The organism is Proteus columbae, from assembly GCF_009914335.1.
GTDB lineage: Bacteria > Pseudomonadota > Gammaproteobacteria > Enterobacterales > Enterobacteriaceae > Proteus.
The window spans coordinates 2,689,111-2,710,727 of the sequence record NZ_CP043925.1; the positions used below are offsets into that span (position 1 = coordinate 2,689,111).

Annotated in this window: 19 protein-coding genes; 3 read left to right on the plus strand and 16 right to left on the minus strand. The window is 39.1% G+C overall.

What is annotated here, in order from left to right; all coding sequences use genetic code 11:
- Nucleotides 1-37: 37 nt before the first annotated feature.
- The 12 genes from F1325_RS12895 to trmJ all read right to left on the minus strand — a co-directional run bounded on the left by F1325_RS12895 (nucleotide 38) and on the right by trmJ (nucleotide 13,890).
- On the minus strand, nucleotides 38-5,131 hold the full coding sequence (locus tag F1325_RS12895; RefSeq protein ID WP_160230551.1) for an alpha-2-macroglobulin: 5,094 nt from the start codon (nucleotides 5,129-5,131) through the stop codon (nucleotides 38-40).
- A 288-nt stretch (nucleotides 5,132-5,419) separates the two neighbouring features.
- Nucleotides 5,420-5,845, minus strand: coding sequence for an enhanced serine sensitivity protein SseB C-terminal domain-containing protein (locus F1325_RS12900; RefSeq protein WP_109370963.1), 426 nt, complete (start codon nucleotides 5,843-5,845; stop codon nucleotides 5,420-5,422).
- Nucleotides 5,846-5,872: 27 nt separating this feature from the next.
- Complete coding sequence (gene pepB, locus F1325_RS12905) at nucleotides 5,873-7,168, minus strand: aminopeptidase PepB (RefSeq protein ID WP_160230552.1); 1,296 nt, start codon at nucleotides 7,166-7,168, stop codon at nucleotides 5,873-5,875.
- Between the two features lie 280 nt (nucleotides 7,169-7,448).
- Complete coding sequence (gene iscX / locus F1325_RS12910) at nucleotides 7,449-7,643, minus strand: Fe-S cluster assembly protein IscX (protein ID WP_006533441.1); 195 nt, start codon at nucleotides 7,641-7,643, stop codon at nucleotides 7,449-7,451.
- A gap of 15 nt (nucleotides 7,644-7,658) precedes the next feature.
- Nucleotides 7,659-7,994, minus strand: coding sequence for an ISC system 2Fe-2S type ferredoxin (gene fdx, locus F1325_RS12915; RefSeq protein WP_006533442.1), 336 nt, complete (start codon nucleotides 7,992-7,994; stop codon nucleotides 7,659-7,661).
- 2 nt (nucleotides 7,995-7,996) lie between these two features.
- Nucleotides 7,997-9,847, minus strand: coding sequence for a Fe-S protein assembly chaperone HscA (gene hscA / locus F1325_RS12920; RefSeq protein WP_109370965.1), 1,851 nt, complete (start codon nucleotides 9,845-9,847; stop codon nucleotides 7,997-7,999).
- 11 nt (nucleotides 9,848-9,858) lie between these two features.
- A complete protein-coding gene (hscB, locus tag F1325_RS12925; RefSeq protein WP_100158400.1) occupies nucleotides 9,859-10,380 on the minus strand; it encodes a co-chaperone HscB in 522 nt (173 codons plus the stop codon).
- Between the two features lie 48 nt (nucleotides 10,381-10,428).
- A complete protein-coding gene (gene iscA, locus F1325_RS12930; RefSeq protein WP_006533446.1) occupies nucleotides 10,429-10,752 on the minus strand; it encodes an iron-sulfur cluster assembly protein IscA in 324 nt (107 codons plus the stop codon).
- Nucleotides 10,753-10,841: 89 nt separating this feature from the next.
- On the minus strand, nucleotides 10,842-11,228 hold the full coding sequence (gene iscU, locus F1325_RS12935) for a Fe-S cluster assembly scaffold IscU (protein WP_006533447.1): 387 nt from the start codon (nucleotides 11,226-11,228) through the stop codon (nucleotides 10,842-10,844).
- 24 nt (nucleotides 11,229-11,252) lie between these two features.
- A complete protein-coding gene (locus F1325_RS12940; protein ID WP_100158398.1) occupies nucleotides 11,253-12,467 on the minus strand; it encodes an IscS subfamily cysteine desulfurase in 1,215 nt (404 codons plus the stop codon).
- Nucleotides 12,468-12,535: 68 nt separating this feature from the next.
- Entirely contained in the window at nucleotides 12,536-13,030 is a 495-nt protein-coding gene (iscR, locus tag F1325_RS12945) for a Fe-S cluster assembly transcriptional regulator IscR (RefSeq protein WP_006533450.1), read from the minus strand.
- 131 nt (nucleotides 13,031-13,161) lie between these two features.
- Nucleotides 13,162-13,890 carry a tRNA (cytosine(32)/uridine(32)-2'-O)-methyltransferase TrmJ gene (gene trmJ, locus F1325_RS12950; protein WP_109370966.1) on the minus strand — a complete coding sequence of 243 codons (729 nt, stop codon included), beginning with the start codon at nucleotides 13,888-13,890 and terminating at the stop codon, nucleotides 13,162-13,164.
- A 124-nt stretch (nucleotides 13,891-14,014) separates the two neighbouring features.
- On the opposite strand from trmJ, the gene suhB reads away from it, so the two are divergent.
- Together suhB and F1325_RS12960 are read left to right on the plus strand one after the other, a co-directional pair.
- Nucleotides 14,015-14,818, plus strand: a complete 804-nt coding sequence (gene suhB, locus F1325_RS12955) for an inositol-1-monophosphatase (protein WP_023581619.1) — start codon at nucleotides 14,015-14,017, stop codon at nucleotides 14,816-14,818.
- 118 nt (nucleotides 14,819-14,936) lie between these two features.
- A protein-coding gene (locus F1325_RS12960; RefSeq protein ID WP_160230553.1) for an IS3 family transposase occupies nucleotides 14,937-16,147 on the plus strand; the annotation gives its coding sequence in 2 pieces (ribosomal slippage) (nucleotides 14,937-15,279 and nucleotides 15,279-16,147; 1,212 coding nt in all).
- 52 nt (nucleotides 16,148-16,199) lie between these two features.
- Here F1325_RS12960 and F1325_RS12965 read toward each other — a convergent pair.
- A complete protein-coding gene (locus tag F1325_RS12965; protein WP_109370967.1) occupies nucleotides 16,200-17,354 on the minus strand; it encodes a 3-phenylpropionate MFS transporter in 1,155 nt (384 codons plus the stop codon).
- A gap of 92 nt (nucleotides 17,355-17,446) precedes the next feature.
- On the minus strand, nucleotides 17,447-18,700 hold the full coding sequence (gene glyA / locus F1325_RS12970; RefSeq protein ID WP_088495048.1) for a serine hydroxymethyltransferase: 1,254 nt from the start codon (nucleotides 18,698-18,700) through the stop codon (nucleotides 17,447-17,449).
- A 366-nt stretch (nucleotides 18,701-19,066) separates the two neighbouring features.
- Between glyA and hmpA the strand changes: the two genes are divergently transcribed.
- Nucleotides 19,067-20,266, plus strand: a complete 1,200-nt coding sequence (gene hmpA, locus F1325_RS12975; RefSeq protein WP_160230554.1) for an NO-inducible flavohemoprotein — start codon at nucleotides 19,067-19,069, stop codon at nucleotides 20,264-20,266.
- A gap of 95 nt (nucleotides 20,267-20,361) precedes the next feature.
- On the opposite strand, the gene F1325_RS12980 is transcribed toward hmpA, so the two are convergent.
- Entirely contained in the window at nucleotides 20,362-21,009 is a 648-nt protein-coding gene (locus tag F1325_RS12980) for a hypothetical protein (RefSeq protein WP_160230555.1), read from the minus strand.
- Nucleotides 21,010-21,274: 265 nt separating this feature from the next.
- A complete protein-coding gene (gene glnB / locus F1325_RS12985; protein WP_023581614.1) occupies nucleotides 21,275-21,613 on the minus strand; it encodes a nitrogen regulatory protein P-II in 339 nt (112 codons plus the stop codon).
- Nucleotides 21,614-21,617: the final 4 nt, after the last annotated feature.

Sequence of the window (21,617 nt, forward strand, 5' to 3'; positions counted from 1 at the left end):
AAGGAAAAAGCCCTTTCCGAAGAAAGGGCTACAAGATTTAAGGAACAACGTCAATCTTGGTTTCTGTTGATCCTATTGCACGCCAATAAGGCACATACATGGATTCAACTTGTGGTGGTGGTACTTGATAGTTACCTGGTGTTACAGCTCTTGCTAAATAGAGCAATGTCGTTGGGCGATATTTATCAACAGAGATAGCGGCAACAAAGCGATCATCTCGATACTCAAGATGTTTGATATTCGCTTGTCCCATATCATCGATAAATTCCTGCAAGTCTGCAGCACTATCACTTAAGCTTGCACTACTTGATGCTAAGTTTTGGTTTTCGATTTCAAGACCAGCTGGTAATAAATCAACAACTAATGCATCAGGTACATCTCTATCAGCAGAAACTTCCAGTTTAACCACCAGCATTTCACCACTTTGTAAGCGATTAGGATGAACGCGGTTTCCTTTCAAATCATAATAACTGCGATGGATATTTAATATATTACTATAAGGAGCAGGAGCCACTTTAGGATAGCCCACGATATTCATGCGAGAATAAATCGCGGCACCACCACGATTATTTAGCTCTAAGCCTTCTTGTAATTGTGCTGATGTTAATGTCTCATTGACTGCACGATCGCTACTGATTGCAGGAACTTGACGATTAACAGCAACTTCCCAAGGCTGTTCTGCCATATTAATAAAGAAGCGCCCAGCAAGGTATAACGAGTTACTTTCTTGGGTTGAGAACCATTCACGGCTTGTTAAGTTATCAGACAGTGTCATCACACTTGCATCACGAGATTGTGTTTCAAGGTTATTTTCACTTAACAATGCAATAATTAATGCTTGGTCACGAATGGTGCTACCGTAGTCGCCCAATCCATAATTATATTTACGCGTTGTTGTCACACCTTCAGCAATCAAGCTTTCAGCGCGGCTGCTATCCCCCATCAGTTTTAATGCGATACCTAACTGAACTAAGGCTAAACCACTTCCTGCTTGATTACGCTCAAGATAGAGACGACGTAATTCACCTAAAGGTGCTTTTTGCTGATTAGCTAATACTAACGCGGCATAAGCCCTTGCTGAGAAACGTGCTGCATCTTGATTAACCGCATATTCATAGTTAACTAAGCTTTTATCTTGTAAATAACGTAATAAACGATCATTCGCACGTTTTAATGAATCAGCTGGAACTGAATAACCTTGTTGTGACGCACGGAATAAGAAGTCAGTCGCATAAGCGGTTAACCAATATTCTTCACGTCCACCCTGATCCCATAAAGAGAATCCGCCTTCTGATTTTTGCATCGTCAGCAGATGCGCAATACCTTTATCAATAGCCGCTTTTCTATCAGCATCAGTTTGCGTTTTAATTCCCAACTGTTTCAACTCTTTTTCTGTTGAATACAGTGAAGGATAAAGCCCGCTGACTGTTTGTTCTAAGCAACCATAAGGATAAGCAAATAGCTCTCTAACATAACGCGCTACTTGTAATGGAGGGCGACTTGTCAGTAATAATTCACCTTCAAGCGTTGAGCTATTAAAGCGACTTAAAATTTCTGATGGTAAACGCCAAGTATCACCATCTTGCAATGTACTTGCATAATGGATAGTTTCTGCTGGGAATGCAGGGCGAACACCAATATTCCATGTATTGTGATAAGGTTTAATCTCTTCACCTGGTACTTTAATACCATAAATAGACAGAGAGAATTCACCCTGACCAAAACCATGTTTCGCTTTTACTGGGATTTGAATTTGAGTACGTTCACCTTTCGTTAGCGAGACAGTTTTGCTTTCAGCGCCACCTAATCCCACCAAACCTGAAGCGGTATAATTTAAGGTAATAGATTGTGCATCATCTGTCAGATTGGTTAAATCTAACGATAAAAGTGCATTATCACCACCAGCCATAAAGCGAGGTAATGAAAGCTGAGTCACTAAAGGTGCAGCAATAACAACTTTACCTTCCTGACTACCAAATTTATCCGCAGTCCAAGCTTGCGCCATTAAACGAACTTCACCATTAAACTCTGGAATAGGCAAAGAAACTTCGCCCTCACCTTGAGCATTTAATTTTACAGGAGCTGTTTGTTGAGCAATGATTTGCACATCAGTTAATGGCTTTTTGCCACCACGAGATAATGCGGCGGCTTCACCACCATCACCACCAAAACGCAAGTTAGCTAAACGACCTTGCCCTTCAATTAATTGACCGTAAACATCATATTGGTCAATGCTATAACGTTTACGACCAAAGAAGGCATCGTAAGGATCAGGGGTTTTATACTCTGTGATATTCAATACACCAGTATCAACCGCAGAAACTAATACATTAATATTTTCAGGTAATGGCTGACCAGCAACTGGATTCGCTTTAATACGAATTTTTAAATCTTGGTTAGGGCGAATTTTTTCAGGTGCATCAAGTGAAATATCAATCCGACGGTTTTTATCCTGTAATGGTAAATGCAAAATACCCACAGCACGTTTTACTGTCGCTTGTTTTGAAGTATCTCCTGGTCTTACAACAACAGAAGTCAGATAGAGATCGTGTCTTGCCCACTCTTTATTAATAGGCACTTCAACATCAAGCCCTTTTTCTGGTACATCAATTTCCTGCCACCATAAAGGTCCATTACTTGATTCAAGTAACACATAACCTTTACCCGGATGAGGTGCAACAATGTTTAACTTAACTTTTTCGCCCGGTAAATAACCATCTTTATCCAGTTTCAATTTAACTTGGTCTGGTCTTACCGCGCCTGTTCCACCAGAGTTATCCATCCAAGAATAACCTGCCCAGAAACGTAGGCTACTAACTAATTCTGTTTTAGGATCAACAACTTCAATACGATAAGAGCCCCACTCAACAGGGAATGCCACTTTTGCGGTGCCATCTTTCGCAATCTTAATTGTTTGCTCATCCATTTGCAGATCTTTTTCGTTATAGCCAGATTCCCAGCCATTCGAACTAGACCAACGCCAGTAATAATCATGGCGTTCATAGATAAACTTCACTTTCAGATCATTAGCAGGTAGTTTTTTGCCTTCTTGGTCTGTATAGACAATTTCAAATTCAGCCATTGAGTTTTCATCAACGCTATAACCTGATTTATATTTGTCTGTACGATAATCGTAGACTTCTTTTTTAGGAAAGACAGGACGAATACCCGCAAGATGAGTGGCAGGCCAAACTGCTTGTTGATAACGACGAGTAACAGGACGTCCACCCGCTTCAAGTAAGCTTGCTTGTAGAATGATATTGATAGGTGATTTCAACTCAGCGTAGCGTTCACTATCAACACTTAACTCACCTTCACCATCAGAGTCTAAATTAAGTTCAAACTCATCCAGTAGACGGCTGAAGTTTTCATCTTTTACAGTACCAAATTCATATCCAGGTAATTTACTGACAGCTTCACGAGAGGCTTTTAAGAAGACTTGCCCTTGTAAGCGATTATCGGCAGCTGGTGCGCCATAAAGATAGCGACCCTTAATGTCAAAATAAGCGTCATTACCACTCAATAAAATACCTTTCTTACCAGTGATTTCTAATGCCATACGTTCTGGCATAAAATCTTCGACCTGAAACTCATAGAAACGAGGTGTACCATCGCCTACATCAAAACGTAAGGTACGTGTACCAGTATTTTCATCCGCAGGAATAACTAATTTTAATTGATAAAGCCCCTTTTCAGGTTGCCAAACAAAACTACGAGACACTTGCCCGTCTGTTTTAAGCAGATCAACTTTAACAGGTTGCTCTTTAATAGGATTACCATCACCGTCACGTAGCAATGCGTTAACGATCAATGTTTCACCGGGACGATAGAGATCACGTGGGCCGAAAGCAAAAAACTGTTTGCTATAACCTTGTGGGCCGCCAATATCAAATTCAGACAGATCAAGCGCAGGTTTACGCAAGTCAATCATACTGGTTTGCCCATCACGAATAGCCATTAATAAACGTGCTTTATCACTTTTCTCAAGTGTGGCATGCCCTTGGCTATCTGTCTGTACTTTAGAAATCAATCCACCTTTTTCATCTAATAGGCGAATTTCTACTTTATCTAATGCAGAACCATTTTTAAGTGATTGGGTAAAGATATCTAATGTATCAAGATAACTGTGCATCGACAGTCCGATATCACTAAATGTGAATACCGTTGCTGGCACCGTATAAGAATACTTACCCGCTTGTTGCATAACCGCAATGTAGGCCCCCTCTTTTTTCAGGGCATCTATTGATTTTAGCGGTAACAACACGTTTTCACGGGTATTTGTTTCTGTGTTTAATTCAAAGCGACCGGTATAAACCAGATCAGCTTGAGATAAAAACTCATCTGATTCCCAATAGTTAATATTAGAACGGCTTTCCCATTGCGTTAAGAATTGGGCTAATTGCTCATCTTTAACACGGAAAAAGTTTACGTCAACTTGCCCCACATTTAACGCAATGATGGGTAGACCTTCAGCCGCTTCAAGTGGCAGTAACGATCCTTTACTGGTAAAGCCAACAGATGGGAAAATTTCTTCTGTTGTTAGTTTCTGGCTAAAAGGTGTCGTTAATGTACGTTCATTAATACCTTTTATTTTTTCATCAATGGTTAAATTTAATTCTGTTGATGGTGGTAAATGACGGAAACGTAGTTCCATTAGGTTATCAGATAGCTCCCACGCACCTTCTAATTTCCCTTTTTTGGTATCAACAAGGTGAATAACATCATCAAACTTTTGATCAGGATCAAGCGGTACAGAGAAAGTCACAACCATTGTGCTCGCACCATCACGCTGTAATTCTGATGCATCTAATACGGTGACTTCTTTTCCAGCAAAACGCATTGCCAACTCATCACGGACTTCTTTGCTTTTTAATGCAGTTTCGTTATTCGTTTTTGTTGTAACTGCTGGTTTTTCGCTTGTTTGAGTTGCAATACCTGATGTGCTCTGAGCGGTATCTTTTTGCTCTGTCACTTGTGTATTTTGCATCTTATCAGCAGATGATGTGTTTTCATCCGTTTGATCATCACAACCTATAAGAGCCAATGCTGATGCCAATACAACAGCAAGAGAGCTCCAACGATAGCCTCTCTTTTCTGTATATTGTCTAAATTGGTTTTGGTTCATATCCATTTCCTTTAATTCAACCCCTGAATAATGCGATGTTCTATGCAGGCAGAGATAATATATGTATTTTTTTATACTAATAAGATAAAGAATAACTTAATAAGCTATCTTTTACCGCGTAAGACGAAATAAATTACAACACAAAGTCGTCTTATTTTTACTTTAAAAATAAAGCCTAGCTAAAACAAAGCGTTATATAAAAATGCAAACAATTTGCTAATTTAGTCAATTTTCTATTATAAGATAAAAAAAAGCGATACCTGATGAGATATCGCCTAAATTTAGCGGGCTGTATTAACTATCTAAATTAACTATTGGGATGCCTTTTCTTAAGAATCCCCCTAGTTTGCGTTGATAAAAAGGTGATACATGGTGGATCATAAAATGACTCACGCCTTTTTCATCTTTATTCACAAAGCAAAAATCTAGAGATTGTCCTTCTTCTAAATATTCAAAAGCCGATTCAGCCGCTTGTGGGAGTATCTGCATGATCACATCTTCTTCACCCGTTATTTCTAAACCAATAAGATAAAATGACTCTTCATCATCTTGCTCCTGAGCATTAACAATAAAGGCGCGGCGGATCGGTTTATGTTCACCAAAAAACTCGCTAAGTGCGGTTGTTAATTTTTCAGGTTGTGGCTCTAGAACACTCAACTTTAAAGAAGAACCTTCAACAGAAACAATTTCTTGTGCCTCAAATTGTTCAGATACACCCATTACAAACTCCAAATCAAATAACGTTTATTATTTTGCTTTTGCTAATAACAGATTCGCGATAGAACGTACACCGTAGCCCGTAGCACCTGCCGCCCATTGCTCTACAGAAGATTTTCTGTACGTTGCTGAACAGTCGATATGTACCCAACCTTTTTTGTAGTTAGTGACAAAGTGCGATAAGAATGCAGCCGCAGTACTTGCACCTGCAGTATGGGAAGGTGCTGCGATATTATTTAAATCAGCGAAGCTAGAAGGTAATTGACTACGATGGAAATCCGCTAATGGTAGACGCCAGAACAATTCATTTTCTTGTTCAGCGCTAGTCAGTAGCTCTGCTGCTAATTTATCATCAAAACTTAATACAGAGTGATAGTCATTACCTACTGCAACTTTAGCTGCACCAGTTAATGTTGCTGCATCGATAATCAGCTCTGGTGCAATATTACTTGCATCAATTAAACCATCAGCTAAAACTAAACGGCCTTCAGCATCTGTATTCATGATTTCAACTGATTTGCCATTACGGTAACGAATAATATCACCTAATTTAAAGGCATTACCGCTGACCATATTATCTGCGATACACAGCAGTAGTTTTACGCGTTTATTTAAACCACGAGTAACCGCTAATGCTAAAGCACCTGCTAAGGTTGCTGCACCACCCATATCGACTTTCATTGAATTCATGGATGATGAAGGTTTGATGCTATAACCACCTGAGTCAAAAGTAATACCTTTACCGACTAAACAAGCAAATACAGGGGCATTGCTATCTTTTGTTGGATTGAAATCTAATGCTAAATAGACAGGATCACGAGAAGAGCCTCGTCCTACTGTATAAATACCGGCATAGTTTTGATCGCGCAGATCAACACCTTTGGTGATCTTATAGCTAATATCTTCTTTATCAAGACCACAGAACAGATCAACTGTGCGTTGTGCTAGTTGTTCAGGCCCTAATTCTTCAGCTGGTGTATTGATGGTATCTCTAACCCAATCAACGATGCGAATACGTGATTCTAGTTCGTGTTTATCTGCATCCTTTAATTGTGGCCATTCGATTGAACGAGCGCCTTTAGGTGCTCTAAAACCTAACCAGAAAGCCCAACTACGTTCTAAATCCCAGCCTTCGCCAACAAGTGCAACATTACGAATACCTTGGCCATCAACTTTACGTCCACCACGCTGAATAGCGCCTAAACGGTTTTCTTCCGTTAAGTGGATTGTCATGCCGGTTTCGCTAGTGCTAATTAGTGCTTTTTCACCCCAACATGCAGCAGCAGGTTCATTTGACAGCATGATAGGCATAATTTGTTTATTCATTTATTGTCTCACTTATTATTACTGGTGGCAGTTAACCTATTCAGACTACCAGATATTTACCGTTTAGCGTGATCAATTTACTGCAAAAACAAAGAGGTCACCATTATCATTCAGTGATCTTACGTATTTACATGATATTCCTCGAAGAAGATCGCACAATAAAATCCCCATACTTCCCTCTTTATGGTTATTTTTAAATCACTGATAAAGCAAAGTGAGAAAGGTCATAATGCAAAAAGACCAGCAATAAGCTAGTCTTTTAAATTTACGATGTCAGCAATTATTCAAATTCATCAAGCCAAACAAGTAAAATAGCCTCAAGAATTTTTTCATTGGATTTCTGTGGATCATCATCAAAATCTTCTAAATCACAAATCCACTGATGCATATCAGTAAAGCGTACCGTTTTAGGATCAGTGTCAGGGTAAAGATCAAATAATGCTTCCCCTATTTCACGCGTGTCACTCCATTTCATACTCGGCTCCTAAAATTAATGCTCTCTTGCGTGATTAATCGAATATTTAGGGATCTCAACAACTAAATCTTCGTCAGTCACTTTTGCTTGGCAACTTAAGCGGCTTTCTGGCTCTAAACCCCATGCTTTATCTAACATGTCGTCTTCAAGCTCAGAGCTCTCTTCTAGTGAATCAAAACCTTCACGCACTACACAGTGACAAGTTGTACATGCACAAGACATTTCACAAGCATGTTCAATCTCAATGCCGTTGCGTAATGCAACATCTAGAATAGACTCACCTTCTGTTGCGTCAACAACAGCACCTTCAGGGCACAGTGTGCTATGGGGTAAAAATACAATTTTAGGCATAGTTATATCTCATCCACAGAATGACCTGCCAACGCTTGTCGAATAGATGAATCCATACGACGCGCTGCAAAATCCTGAGTTTGCTTATCCAGTAGTTTAATCGCGTTTTCAATAGCAACAGGATCTGTTCCTTCAACGCTCTCTATTAAGGTATCTACAACTTTGTCGATAGCCATTTTCTCATCTTCATTTAACAGATGAGCATCTTCTTCTAATGCTGCAGTTAAACTTTCTAACACGCGAGCTGCTTCGACTTTTTGCTCGGCTAGACGACGAGCTTGTAAATCTTCTTGGGCATTTTCCATCGAAGATTGGATCATCTTAGCGATTTCAGTATCACTAAGACCATAAGATGGTTTGACTTGTACTGAGGCTTCAACACCCGTTGATTTTTCCATTGCACTGACACTGAGTAAACCATCAGCATCAACTTGGAAAGTGACACGAATATGTGCGCCACCCGCAGCCATTGGAGGAATTCCACGTAATGTGAAACGAGCTAAAGAACGACAATCACTCACCATTTCACGTTCACCTTGAACAACGTGAACACTCATTGCCGTTTGACCATCTTTAAATGTCGTAAATTCTTGCGCTCGGGCAACAGGAATAGTGGTATTGCGAGGGATCACTTTTTCAACTAATCCGCCCATTGTTTCAAGACCAAGAGAAAGTGGAATAACATCTAACAATAGCATTTCGCTATCCGGTTTATTACCCACCAAAATATCAGCTTGGATTGAAGCACCAATGGCAACCACTTTATCTGGATCGATAGAGGTTAACGGTTCTCGTTTAAAATAATCACCCACCATTTGACGAACTAATGGCACTCGTGTTGAACCGCCAACCATAACCACTTCTAGAACTTCATCTATTTCAACATCCGCGTCTTTTAATGCGCGGCGAACAGATAATAATGTACGTTTCACTAATGATTGAATTAATGATTCAAACTCAGCACGAGTGATCTCACCTTTCCATCCATTAATGTTGATATCTGCAACATCGTTATCACTCAATGCAATTTTGGTTTCTGATGCAACATCGAGTAATTGACGTTGTAATACAGCATCTTTTTGATGTCCAAAACCAGCACGTTCTCTTATCCAGTCTGCCAGCATCATATCAAAATCATCGCCACCTAACGCAGTATCACCGCCAGTCGCTAAGACTTCAAAAACACCTTTAGTTAAACGCAGAACAGAGATATCAAAAGTACCACCACCTAAATCATAAACAACGATGGTGCCTTCTTTTCCTGAATCTAGACCATAAGCAATAGCTGCCGCTGTTGGTTCGTTTAATAAACGTAGAACATGTAAACCCGCACGACGAGCCGCTTCTTTTGTGCCTTGACGTTGAGCATCATCAAAATAAGCAGGCACAGTAACAACAACACCATCAAGTTCGCCACCTAATGATTGTATCGCGCGCTCTGATAATGTTTTTAAGATGTCAGAGGAGACTTGGATAGGATCGACAATACCTGCTGCGGTTTTAATTAATGGCAGACCGTTGTCATTTTCATGAAAATGATAAGGAAGGTTTGGATAACGGCTTGTCACATCACTCAGTGAGCGACCCACCATTCTTTTTATTGAGCTTATCGTGTTAGCAGGATCTTTTTCTGCTTCTTTTTTAGCATTCCAACCAACATTGATATTATCAACTTGATACTGCACAACAGATGGCAATAAATAGCGACCTTCGCTGTCTGAAAGCGCTTCGGCTTGCCCACTACGTACAGTGGCAACTAATGAGTGTGTCGTACCTAAATCAATACCCGCTGCAAGCCGGCGCTGGTGCGGTGCAGGAGTTTGACCCGGTTCACTAATTTGTAATAATGACATAACAGTTTCCCTTAAAAACCATCAAACAAGCGTTCTTCAAGTTGCTCTACTTGCTCTTTTAATTTTGCGAGAAAACGCAATTTTCTCACATTATCTGCAGCAATATCCCAAGTTTGATTATCTAACGTTTTGACCATTTCATCATGGCGTACTGTGTACATTTTTTCTAAACGTGCAGAAAAATCGGCTAACAAACTTTCGGCTTCAGCACTGTGTTCGATGTTATCCAGCTCTTCACGTAATGTGAGTTGCTCCATTAAAAATGCAGTATCGTGCATCGTTTGTTGCTCATTAGCAATATCGATACCGTGTAATGAGAGCATGTATTCAGCTCTTGAAAGTGGATTTTTTAAGGTCTGATAAGCCTGATTGATGGTTGAAGCAAGCGAGATTGCTTGAGCCTGTTCTTTTTCAGACTGACCTGCAAAACGATCTGGGTGATATTGACGCTGCATATCTTGATAACGTGTAGCAAGTTGCTGTTTATCAATATCAAAACGATTAGGCATGCCTAATAGTGTGAAATAGTCCATACATCTACTCTTGGATTAATTAACGTTAATACTGTGTTTTAACACAAATTACACAGTGAAGCTCTCACCACAACCACACTCATTCGATACATTTGGGTTGTTAAATTTAAAGCCTTCGTTTAATCCTTCTTTGACGAAATCAAGCTCTGTTCCATCTAAATAGACCATGCTTTTACCATCAACGATAACTTTCACACCTTTGTCTTCAAAAACAGTATCTTCGTCATTGATAACATCAGCAAACTCAAGAACATAAGCCATTCCAGAACAACCGGATGTTCTTACGCCTAAACGCAAACCTTCACCTTTTCCACGATTAGATAGGAAAGAGCGAACACGATTAGCGGCGGATTCTGTAAGGGAAATTGACATGGCACACCTCACTCATAAAGAACGAAAGCGGATACTGAAAAAAAGTTTCAGCATCCGCCAATATTTTATTTTTTTATTATAAAAGACAATTACTTGCCTTGGCGTTTGCTTTTATAGTCTGCAATCGCTGCTTTTATTGCATCTTCTGCGAGAATTGAACAGTGAATTTTCACTGGTGGTAATTCTAATTCTTCTGCAATTGCTGTGTTCTTAATAGATTCGGCTTCATCTAATGTTTTGCCTTTCATCCATTCTGTTACCAGTGAACTTGATGCAATTGCTGAACCACAACCATAAGTTTTAAAACGCGCATCTTCAATTACGCCATTATCGTCAACTTTGATTTGCAGTTTCATAACGTCACCACAAGCAGGTGCGCCAACCATACCACTCCCTACAGTAGGGTCATTATTATCAAATGATCCCACATTACGAGGGTTTTCATAATGATCAATTACTTTTTCGCTGTAAGCCATGATTTAACTCCTGAAAACGTCTGATTAATGGTGAGACCATTCGATGCTGTTGATATCAACACCTTGTTTATGCATATCCCAAAGTGGCGAAAGATCACGTAAGCGACCAATAGCACTGTGGATTTGTTCAATTGCATAATCTATTTCTTCTTCAGTGGTGAAACGCCCCAGAGAGAAGCGAATAGAACTGTGTGCAAGTTCATCAGTTAAACCTAAAGCACGCAGTACATAAGAAGGTTCTAAACTAGCTGAAGTACAGGCAGAGCCTGAAGATACAGCAAGATCTTTCAGTGCCATCATTAATGATTCGCCTTCAACATAGTTGAAGCTCACATTAAGAATATTTGGCGCAGTATGTTCTAAAGAACCGTTGATATAAACTTCTTCGATATCTTTAATGCCATTCCATAAACGTAAACGTAATTCGTTTAAGCGTTTAGTTTCATCAGCCATTTCTTCTTTCAAAATACGGTAAGCTTCGCCCATACCTACAATTTGGTGAACGGCTAATGTACCTGAACGCATACCACGCTCATGTCCGCCACCATGCATTTGAGCTTCTAAACGAATGCGTGGTTTACGACGGACATAAAGCGCACCAATACCCATAGGGCCGTAAACTTTATGCGCAGAAAGAGAAAGTAAATCAACTTTTAACTTAGAGAGATCAATCGGTAGTTTACCCACGCTTTGTGTCGCATCTACGTGGTAAACAATACCTTTGCTACGGCATAATTCACCGATAGCAGCAATATCTTGAACAACACCAATTTCGTTATTTACATGCATGATAGAAACTAAAATAGTGTCTTCACGCATCGCTTCTTCAAGCTCTTTCAGGTCAATCAGACCATCACTTTTTGGTGCTAAATAAGTAACTTCAAAACCTTCACGCTCAAGTTGACGACAAGTGTCTAAAATGGCTTTATGTTCAGTTTTTGAAGTGATGATGTGCTTACCTTTTTTCTGGTAAAAGTTAGCAACACCTTTTAGTGCGAGGTTATCAGCTTCAGTTGCGCCTGATGTGAATACGATTTCACGAGGATCTGCACCGATTAAATCAGCAATCTGATTACGTGCAATATCGATAGCTTCTTCTGCTTGCCAACCAAAACGGTGTGAACGAGAGGCTGGGTTACCAAAAATGCCATCAATAGTCAGGCATTGCATCATTTTTTCAGCAACTCGTGGATCAACAGGAGTGGTTGCTGAATAATCTAGATAAATGGGTAATTTCATTGCTCACTAACTCCAAAGACGACGGATCTTCTTTAATAATTTTGTTTTTGCCTACCTAGAGATCGCCGTTAAACTCGCATATTAACAATGGTTTCTTGTAAACGACCATTGATAGCATGGCGTTTTTCATTGTCTTGACGATCGGCGACATCCATAACCTCTTCGTTATTGACTAACTCTTCAAGGCTGATACTGCTTAGGAAACTGGTTATACGATCACTTAAATCACGCCACAAAGTATGAGTCAGGCAACGATCGCCACCTTGACAACCTTCTTTGTTACCCTGACAACGGGTAGCATCGACAGATTCATCAACCGCAGAAATAACTTGAGCAACAAAAATTTGCCCTGCATCACGGCCTAATAAATAGCCGCCACCAGGACCACGAACACTTGCGACTAATTCATTTTTGCGCAAACGTGAGAAAAGCTGCTCAAGATAAGAAAGGGAAATCCCTTGACGCTCTGAAATATCAGCGAGGGGGACAGGGCCTTGCTGTGAATGCAATGCAACATCAAGCATTGCAGTAACTGCGTAACGCCCTTTTGATGTCAGTCTCATAACAAATACTCCGTGGTGAACAATAATCAAATTGTGTCATTCCCGAGTAATTTAGTCAACTATTTATCCGAGTGTTTTAGTCAAGTATTATACTCAGCCAAAAGTTGACTTAAGTTAATCAACTTTGTCCTCTATTTCTTAGCCCATTTCTCAACTGACGTCAGAATACCACGTAAGATATGAAGCTCTTGTGTTTCTGGGCGCGCACGCGTAAATAGACGACGTAAACGGCTCATCACTTGTCCCGGATGTTTAGGGCGAATAAAGCCAGATTCATTAAGCACCTGTTCTAAGTGAACGTAAAAACGTTCTATATCATCAGCTGGTGGATAATCAATCTCTGATGGGTTATTTTCCTCTTGTTTTTCTTCTTGGGCAAGTGCTGCCATACGAATTTCATAACTAACAAGCTGAACAGCCATCGCTAAATTTAAAGAACCATATTCTGGATTAGTCGGAACATACAGATGAAAATCACATTTTTGTAATTCTTCATTGGTTAAACCTGTGCGTTCACGGCCAAAAATAATAGCAACAGGCTTATTTTTAGCTTCCATGACACAGCGCTCACCACATTCACGCGGTGCAAGCATTGGCCAAGAAAGTGTACGGCTACGGGCACTTGTTCCTATGACTAAACCACAGCCTTCAATCGCTTCATCGATACTATTAACAATATGTGCATTGCCAATAACATCACTTGCACCCGCTGATAGGGCAATAGAATGCGAATCTGGTTTTTCTTTTGGATTAACAAAATAAAGATTGGTTAATCCCATAGTTTTCATAGCTCGAGCTGTAGAGCCCATATTGCCTGTATGCGAGGTTTCTACAAGGATGATGCGAATATTTTCTAACATTGATTTCTTGTTAATTGCTTTGTGATCTATCTATTTTATCACAATTGTAGCCAGAAACACGAATGCCTGTTATACTCTGGCACGTTTTTTATCCCCGTTCTTTAACATCTTGTGGAAGATAACCATGCATCCGATGCTGAATATTGCCATACGTGCCGCACGTAAGGCTGGTAATTTAATCGCCAAAAATTACGAAAATCCTGAATCTGTAGAGACTAATCAGAAAGGTACCAATGATTTTGTCACTAACGTTGACCGTGACGCAGAACAAGCAATCATTGAAATCATCCGTAAATCTTATCCAAAACACACCATTATTACGGAAGAAAGTGGCGAGTTACTCGGTGAAGATCACGACATACAATGGGTTATTGATCCACTTGATGGCACGACTAACTTCATTAAACGTCTTCCACACTTCTCTGTTTCTATTGCTGTACGCATTAAAGGCCGTACTGAAGTGGCTGTTGTTTACGATCCTATGCGTAACGAATTATTCTCAGCCGTTCGTGGTCAAGGCGCACAATTAAATGGTTATCGTCTGCGTGGATCTAATGCTCGCGATTTAGATGGTGCTGTTCTTGCGACTGGTTTTCCATTCAAAAGCAAGCAACATTCAGCTGCTTACATGAACATGTTAGGCAAACTGTTTGTACCTTGTGCTGATTTCCGTCGCACAGGTTCAGCAGCATTAGATTTAGCTTATGTTGCCGCAGGTCGTGTTGATGGTTTCTTTGAGATTGGCTTAAAACCTTGGGATTTCTTAGGTGGCGAATTAATCGCTCGTGAAGCAGGTGCTATTGTTTCTGACTTTACAGGTAACCATGGCTACCTACAAACAGGTAATATTGTTGCAGGTAACCCTCGTGTTGTCAGAGCATTATTAGCTGAAATTCGTAGCGAATTAACAGATGCATTAAAACGTTAATCTCGTTGATACGAATAAAATATAAAAGAAAAAGACCATAATATTATGGTCTTTTTTATTGCACTTGACCCGTCCTGAATAAGGTTGACACTTTTCCAATCTGAAATTGGAGAGTGTAATGAAACCAATCACTAAACGAACTCAACGCGATTATTCTCTCGCTTTTAAATTACAGCTTGTTGACCAAGTTGAAAAAGGCGAAATAACCTATAAACAAGCCCAAGATCGCTATGGTATACAAGGATGCTCTACTGTTTTAGTTTGGCTTCGTAAGCATGGTAGGTTAGATTGGTCAAACGGTACCCCTGATACTTTTTATAGAGGTTCAGCTATGACCCAATCTTCTGAACAACAAACGCCGGAACAACGCATTAAGATCCTTGAAAAGGAACTTGAAGAGGCTCGGCTTAAATCCGATTTCTTCGAAGCAGTGGTTAAAGTCATGGATAGAGACTTTGGAGTTCGTTTGTCAAAAAAGCGCAAAGCCGAGTTATTAAAGAAAAAACGGTTAAAAACCTCACCGTAACAATTGCTTGCCGTTTTATGCAGATCAGCCGACAGGCTTATTACAAGAGACTGGATAGAACTGAGGAACGAAAGAAAGCCGATTCGGCCATCATTGATGCTGTTAAATCTGAACGAGTCTTACAACCTCGACTGGGTGGGCGTAAATTACATTTTATTTTAAAGCAAAAACAGATGGTTATTGGTCGTGATCGGCTATTTTCTTTATTGAAGGAACATCAGTTACTGGTGCCTAATAAACGGGCTTATCATCGAACAACCTTAAGCCATCATCGTTTTTATCGGCATCCAAATTTAATTAAGTCAGGGTTTATCCCCACACAACCAGAACAGCTTTGGGTAGCAGATATTACCTATTTATCGACGCATGAAGGTGATACTTATTTAAGTTTAATTACGGATGCGTATTCACGAAAAATCGTGGGATATCATTTAGATAACAATATGAAAACAAGTTCAGTGAAGAAATCGTTGGTTCAGGCGTTAAAAAAACGGACTTCGACAACTTCGTTAATCCATCATTCAGATCGAGGGATACAGTATTGTTCTTCGGAATATCAGGAGATACATAAAGAGCATAATATTCAATGTTCTATGACTGATGGGTATGATTGTTATCAAAATGCCTTAGCAGAACGAATTAATGGAATATTAAAAATGGAGTATCTACTGATAAAACCGAGTAATCTGGAACAAACAAGAAAATTAGTAGAAGAATCAATCCAACTCTATAATGAAAAACGGCCACACTTATCGTTAAACTATAAAACGCCCGATGAAGTACATCGAGCGTTTTATGCCTGAAAAGTTGTCAACCTATATCAGGACTAGTCAACTTTTTCTTATGTAGAACAAGTTAACTATTTTGAGGTTTAACTTGAGGTCTTATAAACATCGCAGGAATAGTTAATGCGGCCATTAACCAGAAAATTAATGATTCTTGATTTGGCAGTTTCTCATATAGCCAACCTGAAACTATCGTCATAATCGCAATACTTCCTCCCATTGCTAAAGCAGAATAAACGGCTTGCAAGCGAATAATTTCATGCTCTTGACGCGCACTAATAAAGCGCATAGCGGCTAAATGGCATACTGTAAACGTACCACTATGTAAGATTTGCACAACAATAAGCGCGGGTAATGCGGTGAAACTCCCCATTAATCCCCAACGTAAAAGCCCAGCAAAAGCAGAAAGTAAAAGTAGATTTCTTGCGCTCCAACGACGGAATAAACGATGGCTCAGCATAAAAACAACCACCTCTGAAACCACACCTAATGACCAAAGATAGCCGATTGTTGCGGTGTCATACCCTGCTTTTTCCCAATAAAGCGCGCTAAAACCATAATACGCTGCGTGTGCGCCTTGCAGTAAAGAGACACATAACAGAAAACGCCAAACTGGCCCATCTGAAATGAGTTTCATAAAGGACACATTGCTGTGTTCTGCTTTTTTCACTTTACCCTGTGGCATAACTTTAGGGCGGAGCATAGATGTCAGGAATAGTGCAAAAGTACTGGCAATCAATCCATAAAGAATAATGGGATGCCCAAAAGCATCAATTAAAACACCTAGCAATGATGAGCTAATAATAAAAGCGATTGAACCCCAAACGCGAATTTTTCCATAATCAAAAGGAAACTGTTTTTGCCACGTTCCTGCTAGAGAATCTCCTAAAGGCACCATAGGTGAAAAGAAAACGTTAAATCCTGTCATCACAAAGAATAACCATGCCCAATGGCTACCCATCATAAATGCAACAGTAAAAAGTAATGAGAGAAAAGCAAATAATCTCAATGCAGTGATAAGTTTTGACGGATCTTTTACCGCAGGCGTTAAAATTAGGCTACCAACAAAACGTGCGGTTAAACCTACACCTAATAACAGACCTATCATTGCCGGATCGACACCCTCTCCTTTTAGCCATATGGACCAAAAAGGTAAAAAGATGCCGTATGAAAAGAAATAGGTAAAATAATCTAAGGCAAGCCACAATGTTGATGGAATAACCATCCAATCCCCCATTTTTAAGATGCAAAAAAACCCGCCAAGAACAAGTTCTCGAAGCGGGCTTGTACAACGGGTTTTATTATATCGTTACAAACTTATGCGTAAACTGGAAATTTAGCGCAGATATCCAAGACTTTTTGTTTCACTTTCTCAATGTTCGCTTCATCATTGATATTATCAAGGACATCACACATCCAACCGGCTAATTCACGAGCTTCCGCCTCTTTAAAACCACGACGCGTAATCGCAGGAGAACCGATACGAACACCAGAAGTTACAAATGGACTACGTGGATCATTTGGTACGCTGTTTTTGTTAACAGTGATATTTGCACGACCCAGTGCAGCATCTGCATCTTTACCTGTAATATCTTTGTCGACTAAATCTAATAAAAACAGGTGGTTTTCAGTTCCGCCAGACACTACTTTATAACCGCGATCTAAGAAAACTTCTACCATTGCTTTCGAGTTTTTAGCAACTTGTTGCTGATAAACTTTAAATTCTGGTTCCATAGCTTCTTTTAATGCTACCGCTTTACCTGCAATAACATGCATTAAAGGGCCACCTTGAGAGCCAGGGAATACAGCAGAGTTCAGTTTTTTATAAAACTCTTCGTCGCCACCTTTAGCAAGGATAAGACCACCGCGTGGGCCTGCTAAGGTTTTGTGAGTTGTTGTTGTAACAACATGTGCATGAGGGACTGGGTTAGGATAAACACCAGCAGCAACCATACCTGCTACGTGTGCCATATCAACAAATAAGAATGCACCAATGCTATCTGCAATTTCACGCATTTTAGCCCAATCAACCAGACCAGAATAAGCAGAGAAACCACCGATGATCATTTTTGGTTGATGTTTTTTAGCCTGAATAGCAATATCTTCGTAATCAATTTTACCTGATTCATCAATACCATAAGGTACTATGTTATACAGTTTACCAGAAAAGTTAACTGGTGAACCATGAGTTAAGTGACCACCTTGCGCTAGGTTCATACCTAAAACGGTATCGCCTGGTTTTAATAATGCCATATAGACAGCGGCATTCGCTTGAGAGCCTGAGTGAGGCTGTACGTTAGCGTAATCTGCACCAAATAATGCTTTTGCACGATCGATAGCCAGTTGCTCTACAACATCCACATACTCACAACCACCGTAGTAACGTTTACCCGGATAGCCTTCAGCATATTTATTTGTCAGCTGAGATCCCTGCGCCTGCATAACACGAGGGCTGGTATAGTTTTCAGAAGCAATAAGTTCGATGTGCTCTTCTTGACGAGTCACTTCACCTTCCATTGCATTCCATAATTCTGGATCGTAATCAGCAATATTCATTTCACGTTTTAACATTCACATCTCCTGACTCAGCTAACTTCACTAAAGACAAACTCCCATGCGGGAGAAAGAATGGCATACAGTGTAAACTCTTTTTCTTCATTGAGATAGCCCCTAATGAAAAAATACGCAATCGTTTGCCATCCAACTATAACAGCATATTATTACTTTTTAACAACCTCATTTTATCCTGTACTTATTCCTCTTTTTGAGGTGCATCTCGCCTTATTTTGCAAACACCCCGCATCATTCTCTAAGAATTGAGATTTTTTGTTAAAAAATAAAAACAGAGATTTACAAAATACTCAAAAAGAGATAAGTTGCATATAAAATACAATTTATAAAAATTCACAATAAACTGAAAATTTTTCAGGAGCAATTATGTTAGATGCACAAACTATCGCGACAATTAAATCAACAATTCCCCTCATTGCTAAAACAGGCCCTGCGTTAACTGCCCATTTTTATGATCGAATGTTTTCTCGCCACCCAGAATTAAAAGATATTTTCACCATGAGCCATCAAAGCAGTGGTGCACAACGTGAAGCTTTATTTAATGCGATATGCGCTTATGCAACGAATATTGAAAATTTAGCCACCATTTTGCCTGCCGTTGAAAAAATTGCACAAAAACACACCAGTTTAAATATTCTTCCTGAACACTATCCCATCGTCGGTGAAAATTTATTAGCAACAATTGATGAGATGTTTAATCCAGGGCAAGAAGTGCTAGATGCTTGGGGGGCGGCTTATCAAATATTGGCTGATGTCTTTATCAATCGCGAAGAACAAATTTATCAACAAAAAGAACAAACAAATGGAGGTTGGAGAGGATTACGAAACTTTAAAGTTAAACATAAAGTAAAACAAAGTGATGTAATTACCAGTTTTGAATTAGAGCCTGAAGATGGACTTGCGGTTACTCCTTATCAAGCAGGGCAATATTTAAGCATTTATATCCGTGATGAACATCTTGAAAACCAAGAAATACGTCAATATTCATTAACTCACTCTTCAAATAATAAAACCTATCGCATCGCAGTAAAACGCGAAGATAAAGGTATTTTATCGAATTTTCTGCATGACCATATTCAAGAAGGTGATACTTTACAAGTCGCCGCACCAGGGGGCGATTTCTATTTAGATGTGTCACCAACAACACCTGTAACCTTAATTTCAGCAGGTGTGGGTTTAACGCCAATGCTATCTATGTTACACACACTTTCAGCTCATAAAGCTAATATCAATTGGTTACATGCAGCTGAACATGGTGGTGTTCATGCTTTTAAAGATGAAGTTAATCAAGTCGGCAATCAACTTTCACATTATCAACAAGCGATATGGTATCGCACGCCACGAGCGGAAGACGTGCAAAATAAAGATTATCAATTCGAAGGCTTAATGACATTAAAACAAGTTGAAGATTGGTTAACTATTCCTGATATGCATTTCTATTTTTGTGGTCCATTACCTTTTATGCAATCTGTTGCTAAGCAACTTATTGAATTAGGTATTAATAGTGAAAAACTTCATTATGAATGTTTTGGTCCTCATGCTGTTATTACACAAGATTTACAGTAAAAATACTTTCATTAAAGTTCGATTTTAAATTGAATAAAAAAAACGCTGATAGAGTTATATTTATCGGCGTTTTTATTAGCTATTTCACTGCCTTTTTATGATCGATATTTATTTTCAATCGCCGCAGGAATAACATGATCTTTAGCAGAAAGACCGTACCAAATAACACTAATTAAGCAGAGCGTATAACCAAATAATTCACTGCCCTCTTCCACCATGTTTTTAACAGCACGGTTATAATCCTCACCCAATAATTTATGCCAAAGTATTCCCATTCCAAATAAACGAGAGAACAGTAAAACACATAATAGACCAGCAACTAACATTCCATGGCTTGGATGAGTAATAAAGTGAATTAAGCCTTTTAACGTTCTCTTGCCTTCTCTAATTGCAATAGCAATACAAATAAACGTTACCGTTAGAGCAAACCAAACCCAAGAGCCGTGTGCAATCTGATCAAATACACCATCTAACTCACGAATTAAAATACATAGAAAAAAGCCCAGAATAAGCGTGAATGCTCCCTGTTGTTCACTTCCTTGGCACGCTTTAACAAAAAAGAATAAACAGATAATGGCAACGATAATTTCTTGACCTAATTCAGTTACCGACGTTTCAGAAATACCATTATCAAGAACCAAAATATCAAGAAAAATAAATCCCGTAGTGATAGCGATTAACACTGCTGCACATAAAAATAAAGCGAGACGCTTTAATAAATAATTAAACACTATTTTGCCCATACCTTAATGATTTTTTAATATTGATGATAATAACTTTCCTTAAAAGTTATTGAATAACATTTTGTGCCTTAAAGTTTATAAAAAATAGTAAAATAAATTGCTCAGGAGCATCAATAGACTTGTATAAGATATAAATAGCATTATAGGCAAAACATTAAAAAATTAATTATGCACAAAAAAAGAAAAAACCCGATATCTTGATTAAAAAATATCGGGTTTTAATAAAAATGAAAAATATAATTATTTGGCTTAAATTAATTAATAACTAAATAGCCTCTTCGTCTTGTTCACCAGTACGAATACGAATAACGCGACTCACATCAAAGACAAAAATCTTACCATCACCAATTTTACCTGTTTGTGCCGTTGTCATAATTGTATCTACACAGGTTTCAACAATTTCATCAGAGACAACAATTTCAATCTTCACTTTAGGTAAAAAATCGACCATGTATTCAGCACCGCGGTAAAGCTCAGTATGCCCTTTTTGGCGACCAAAGCCTTTCACTTCTGTTACAGTCATTCCAGTGATACCCACTTCGCCGAGCGCTTCTCTTACATCATCTAATTTAAACGGCTTAATTATCGCTTCAATTTTTTTCATCGTA

Bases quoted from the DNA above. Each gene is read 5' to 3' on its own strand.
- F1325_RS12895 (WP_160230551.1), bottom strand. From the start codon at position 5,131: ATGGATATGAACCAAAACCAATTTAGACAATATACAGAAAAGAGAGGC.
- F1325_RS12900 (WP_109370963.1), bottom strand. From the start codon at position 5,845: ATGGGTGTATCTGAACAATTTGAGGCACAAGAAATTGTTTCTGTTGAA.
- pepB (WP_160230552.1), bottom strand. From the start codon at position 7,168: ATGAATAAACAAATTATGCCTATCATGCTGTCAAATGAACCTGCTGCT.
- iscX (WP_006533441.1), bottom strand. From the start codon at position 7,643: ATGAAATGGAGTGACACGCGTGAAATAGGGGAAGCATTATTTGATCTT.
- fdx (WP_006533442.1), bottom strand. From the start codon at position 7,994: ATGCCTAAAATTGTATTTTTACCCCATAGCACACTGTGCCCTGAAGGT.
- hscA (WP_109370965.1), bottom strand. From the start codon at position 9,847: ATGTCATTATTACAAATTAGTGAACCGGGTCAAACTCCTGCACCGCAC.
- hscB (WP_100158400.1), bottom strand. From the start codon at position 10,380: ATGGACTATTTCACACTATTAGGCATGCCTAATCGTTTTGATATTGAT.
- iscA (WP_006533446.1), bottom strand. From the start codon at position 10,752: ATGTCAATTTCCCTTACAGAATCCGCCGCTAATCGTGTTCGCTCTTTC.
- iscU (WP_006533447.1), bottom strand. From the start codon at position 11,228: ATGGCTTACAGCGAAAAAGTAATTGATCATTATGAAAACCCTCGTAAT.
- F1325_RS12940 (WP_100158398.1), bottom strand. From the start codon at position 12,467: ATGAAATTACCCATTTATCTAGATTATTCAGCAACCACTCCTGTTGAT.
- iscR (WP_006533450.1), bottom strand. From the start codon at position 13,030: ATGAGACTGACATCAAAAGGGCGTTACGCAGTTACTGCAATGCTTGAT.
- trmJ (WP_109370966.1), bottom strand. From the start codon at position 13,890: ATGTTAGAAAATATTCGCATCATCCTTGTAGAAACCTCGCATACAGGC.
- suhB (WP_023581619.1), top strand. From the start codon at position 14,015: ATGCATCCGATGCTGAATATTGCCATACGTGCCGCACGTAAGGCTGGT.
- F1325_RS12965 (WP_109370967.1), bottom strand. From the start codon at position 17,354: ATGGTTATTCCATCAACATTGTGGCTTGCCTTAGATTATTTTACCTAT.
- glyA (WP_088495048.1), bottom strand. From the start codon at position 18,700: ATGTTAAAACGTGAAATGAATATTGCTGATTACGATCCAGAATTATGG.
- hmpA (WP_160230554.1), top strand. From the start codon at position 19,067: ATGTTAGATGCACAAACTATCGCGACAATTAAATCAACAATTCCCCTC.
- F1325_RS12980 (WP_160230555.1), bottom strand. From the start codon at position 21,009: ATGGGCAAAATAGTGTTTAATTATTTATTAAAGCGTCTCGCTTTATTT.
- glnB (WP_023581614.1), bottom strand. From the start codon at position 21,613: ATGAAAAAAATTGAAGCGATAATTAAGCCGTTTAAATTAGATGATGTA.